The following is a 3,098-nucleotide window of genomic DNA, read 5'->3' as shown; positions in this document are numbered from 1 at the left end:
TGCGATTATCTTTTGTTTTAAATGAGCCACTTTGGCTTGATTGCGTTATCCAACGGTCCAAAGCTGATGGTGTCAAATCATATTCGGCAACGATTTCACTACGTGATTTACCATGTTGATAAAGACTGACCATTTGGTGTTTAAAATCATCTGTGAATGTTCGTCTTTTGCGTTTAATCTTATTCATATTTGTTCCTTTTTTAGTTGTGATAAGTTTACCTTACCCCTTAAAAAAGTTGTATGAATTAGTGTAGCCGATCCAATGAATTAGTGTAGCCGATCCAATTGCATGTAAATCTTACGTCGAAATAAAATATCATAACATTCTGTTTTCATCGTCTTATGGAATCGTTCACAAATGCCGTTAGTTTGTGGGTTGTGTAGGCTTTGGTCTTGGTGTGTTCAATATCTTCTAGATTAAGATAAAGTTTATAAGCATGGCTCTCCTTTTTGTGTTATAAAATAACTTAAATGCCAGATTAAGTTAAGATTATTTAATAAAATCCAAATTAAAAAGCCTATTTATGGTTTAAATAAAAAAATAAACCCCGAATTATATCGAGGTTTGTCATCAATCTGAAAGAGGGACCCCCCTCTTTTTATTATTACTTATAAACCAATTATTTTCTCTCTTGAATTAAAGAGACCGCAATCGTCATAAATTTCTTTATCTTTTGAGTGACATGAACTTTTTGTTTTTTCTGCATTTTTTTTCATTTGTTCATCTGTATCACCTGAAATTTTATAATATACTTTGTTAGTGTTAAAGTTAAATAGATAATTAAAATCATTATCAAGAATATTTTGATCATATGATGATTTTTTACCAACAATTTTCACTTTTACTTTTAAATCACCAACAAAGTATGAATCACAAGTTAAATTAATTGAATCGTCAGATAATATTACTTTATTTATTTCTTCTTTTGAAACTGAGCAATTTTTCAATTCACGATCAATTATAAAAGATGGTTCTTGATTTTTACGAATTGAATAAGTATGATACTGATAGAATTTGTTATTTTTAAAATCATAAAGCATAGCCCATTCTTTTTGATCTTTTATTGCTTCTTTAGCAAATTTTACAAACTCATCATCACCACAACCAACTAACATCATGCTTAAAACACTAATACAAAAAAACTAATTATTTTTTTCATTGTTTAATCCCTCTCTTTTTTACTTAGCATTAATTAATTTGTAAGTAATGCCGTTTTTGCATACTTCTGTGGTATATTTACCATCAGTATTTAAATTTGTTGCAAGTGTAACAATATCAAGATTACAATTTTTACTAATCTCATTCATAATTTTCATATAACTCAAACCATTTACATTTGGAGCTTGAGAATCAAAACCGCTTGCCGTTGCTTTACCTGTTTTTAAGTCATAAGTGATTGTGTTTTTATCGCCACAACCAATTAAAACAAAACCTAAAAAACTAACACACACAAAACTAATTATTTTTTTCATTTTATCGCCCTACCCTTGTTTTATCATTCAGTTGACTGTTAGACTCATAAAAGGTGTATCTATTCACTGTTTTTTTACTATTATTATTAAAAAAGATTATTAATCCTTTCTGATGAAGATCAGCTCTTGTTTTATAATTAAAGAGTGAAACATATGGTATAAGAGCTGATGTAACATCTAGTTCTTGAGAAAAATAATCGTATGACCAAATTTCCATACCACCATCAAATGTAGTCGATGTTGGCTTTCCAAATGTTTCTCTTATCTGATTTTGAGTTGTTTTTCCTTCTTTTATTTTTTTTCTAATAGTTTCTTTTGTTTCATCTTTTAAAATCATCTGCGCACTTTCAGATTGAGTCACACACCCAGACAATAAAAAACCTGTGGTTAACACAATGCTAATAAGTAATTTATTCATTTTTAATTCCTTATAACATTTATTAATTAATGCATAAATGATAGTAATGTACCACCAACAATAATTAAAAATAAAAGCCAAATAGCAATACCAATAATTCCGCAAATAATTCCTGCTTTAGCAAACCCCAAACCGTCTTTTTGATTGTTTATTACATCATTTTTACCTATCACACCTAGCACTATAGCTATAATCCCGACAACTATGTTAAACCCTGCCATTGGAAGTATTATCGAAATAATACCGCACACCATCGACGATATTGATAAGTAACTTGTTGCTTTTTTTTGTTGTTCCATTTTTATCTCCATAAAAATTTATTAAAAGTAAAGTAAAATAAAGGTTAAGTTAAAAAGGTTGACTATTATATTATGATCGGTTTCACAGATCAATAAAATACATTACAATAGATTTTATCTATTGTAATTAACCTTACTGACCGTTGTAATCTTTCAAAAATTTTTAAAAAGTAACAAGTTAAGTTAAAAATAAAGAATGTAATAAATAAAAAAGGGCTAAAAATCCCCTTTATATTTAATTAATTGTAGGAAAACGCCGAGTTGTTTACACTTTATGATTAAAATAATCCGCTAAAAATCATAAGGTGTTTTCTCTGAAATCGCTTTATGCGGTTTAACCGTATGATAAAAATTAATCAAACATTTAAGCTTTTGTTTTCACTCTTTGGAATCGTTAAATATTGGCTGATTATGCTGCATCTCAATTCAAAATTCGTATCACGCTTTTGGCTTTTCCATTAGCTTATGGGTAGGTAATTTTTGCTTGATATACTGGTTATCACAAAGTTTATATAAATAAATCAATACAGTATAATTTTTGTTAAAAAATTTCAGGAGTGTACTGGATCGGCTACACTAATTCATACAACTTTTTTAAGGGGTAAGGTAAACTTATCACAACTAAAAAAGGAATAAATATGAATAAGATTAAACGCAAAAGACGAACATTCACAGATGATTTTAAACACCAAATGGTCAGTCTTTATCAACATGGTAAATCACGTAGTGAAATCGTTGCAGAATATGATTTGACGCCATCAGCATTGGACCGTTGGATAACGCAATCAAGCCAAAGTGGCTCATTTAAAACAAAAGATAATCGCAGTCCACAAGAACAAGAGTTAATCGCGTTGCGTAAAGAGCTTAAACAGCTGCGTATGGAAAACGATATTCTAAAGCAAGCAGCA

6 protein-coding genes and 1 pseudogene are annotated in these 3,098 nt (G+C 29.2%); 1 reads left to right on the top strand and 6 read right to left on the bottom strand.

The genetic code is table 11. The annotated features are described in order from the left end of the window. The 6 genes and pseudogenes from A9G35_RS05730 to A9G35_RS05710 form a co-directional block, all read right to left on the bottom strand. A partial coding sequence (locus A9G35_RS05730) for a transposase (protein WP_141673791.1) occupies positions 1-187 on the bottom strand: 187 nt, incomplete at its 3' end. 86 nt (positions 188-273) lie between these two features. Continuing rightward, positions 274-452 (bottom strand): annotated as a pseudogene (locus A9G35_RS13155) (integrase core domain-containing protein); the annotation flags it as partial. A 157-nt stretch (positions 453-609) separates the two neighbouring features. Beyond that, positions 610-1,119 (bottom strand): hypothetical protein, encoded by a 510-nt coding sequence (locus A9G35_RS05725; protein ID WP_065636047.1) that lies wholly within the window; start codon positions 1,117-1,119, stop codon positions 610-612. A 60-nt stretch (positions 1,120-1,179) separates the two neighbouring features. Further along, on the bottom strand, positions 1,180-1,473 hold the full coding sequence (locus A9G35_RS05720; protein WP_065636046.1) for a hypothetical protein: 294 nt from the start codon (positions 1,471-1,473) through the stop codon (positions 1,180-1,182). A 1-nt stretch (position 1,474) separates the two neighbouring features. Continuing rightward, positions 1,475-1,891 (bottom strand): hypothetical protein, encoded by a 417-nt coding sequence (locus A9G35_RS05715; RefSeq protein ID WP_065636045.1) that lies wholly within the window; start codon positions 1,889-1,891, stop codon positions 1,475-1,477. A 26-nt stretch (positions 1,892-1,917) separates the two neighbouring features. Beyond that, positions 1,918-2,190 (bottom strand): DUF4190 domain-containing protein, encoded by a 273-nt coding sequence (locus tag A9G35_RS05710; RefSeq protein ID WP_176701391.1) that lies wholly within the window; start codon positions 2,188-2,190, stop codon positions 1,918-1,920. Between the two features lie 638 nt (positions 2,191-2,828). Here A9G35_RS05710 and A9G35_RS05705 point away from each other — a divergent pair. Next, positions 2,829-3,098: transposase (locus A9G35_RS05705; protein WP_065636043.1), on the top strand; the 270-nt coding region annotated here is incomplete at its 3' end.

It is taken from the genome of Gilliamella sp. Choc5-1 (assembly GCF_001690595.1).
Classification (GTDB): domain Bacteria; phylum Pseudomonadota; class Gammaproteobacteria; order Enterobacterales; family Orbaceae; genus Gilliamella; species Gilliamella apicola_M.
Note: the sequence above shows the minus strand (reverse complement) of the source record. Positions and strands in the feature narration are given on the sequence as shown.

What these genes read in the sequence shown, in the direction of transcription:
- A9G35_RS05725 (WP_065636047.1), bottom strand. Translation starts at nt 1,119, where the DNA reads ATGATGTTAGTTGGTTGTGGTGATGATGAGTTTGTAAAATTTGCTAAA.
- A9G35_RS05720 (WP_065636046.1), bottom strand. Translation starts at nt 1,473, where the DNA reads ATGAAAAAAATAATTAGTTTTGTGTGTGTTAGTTTTTTAGGTTTTGTT.
- A9G35_RS05715 (WP_065636045.1), bottom strand. Translation starts at nt 1,891, where the DNA reads ATGAATAAATTACTTATTAGCATTGTGTTAACCACAGGTTTTTTATTG.
- A9G35_RS05710 (WP_176701391.1), bottom strand. Translation starts at nt 2,190, where the DNA reads ATGGAACAACAAAAAAAAGCAACAAGTTACTTATCAATATCGTCGATG.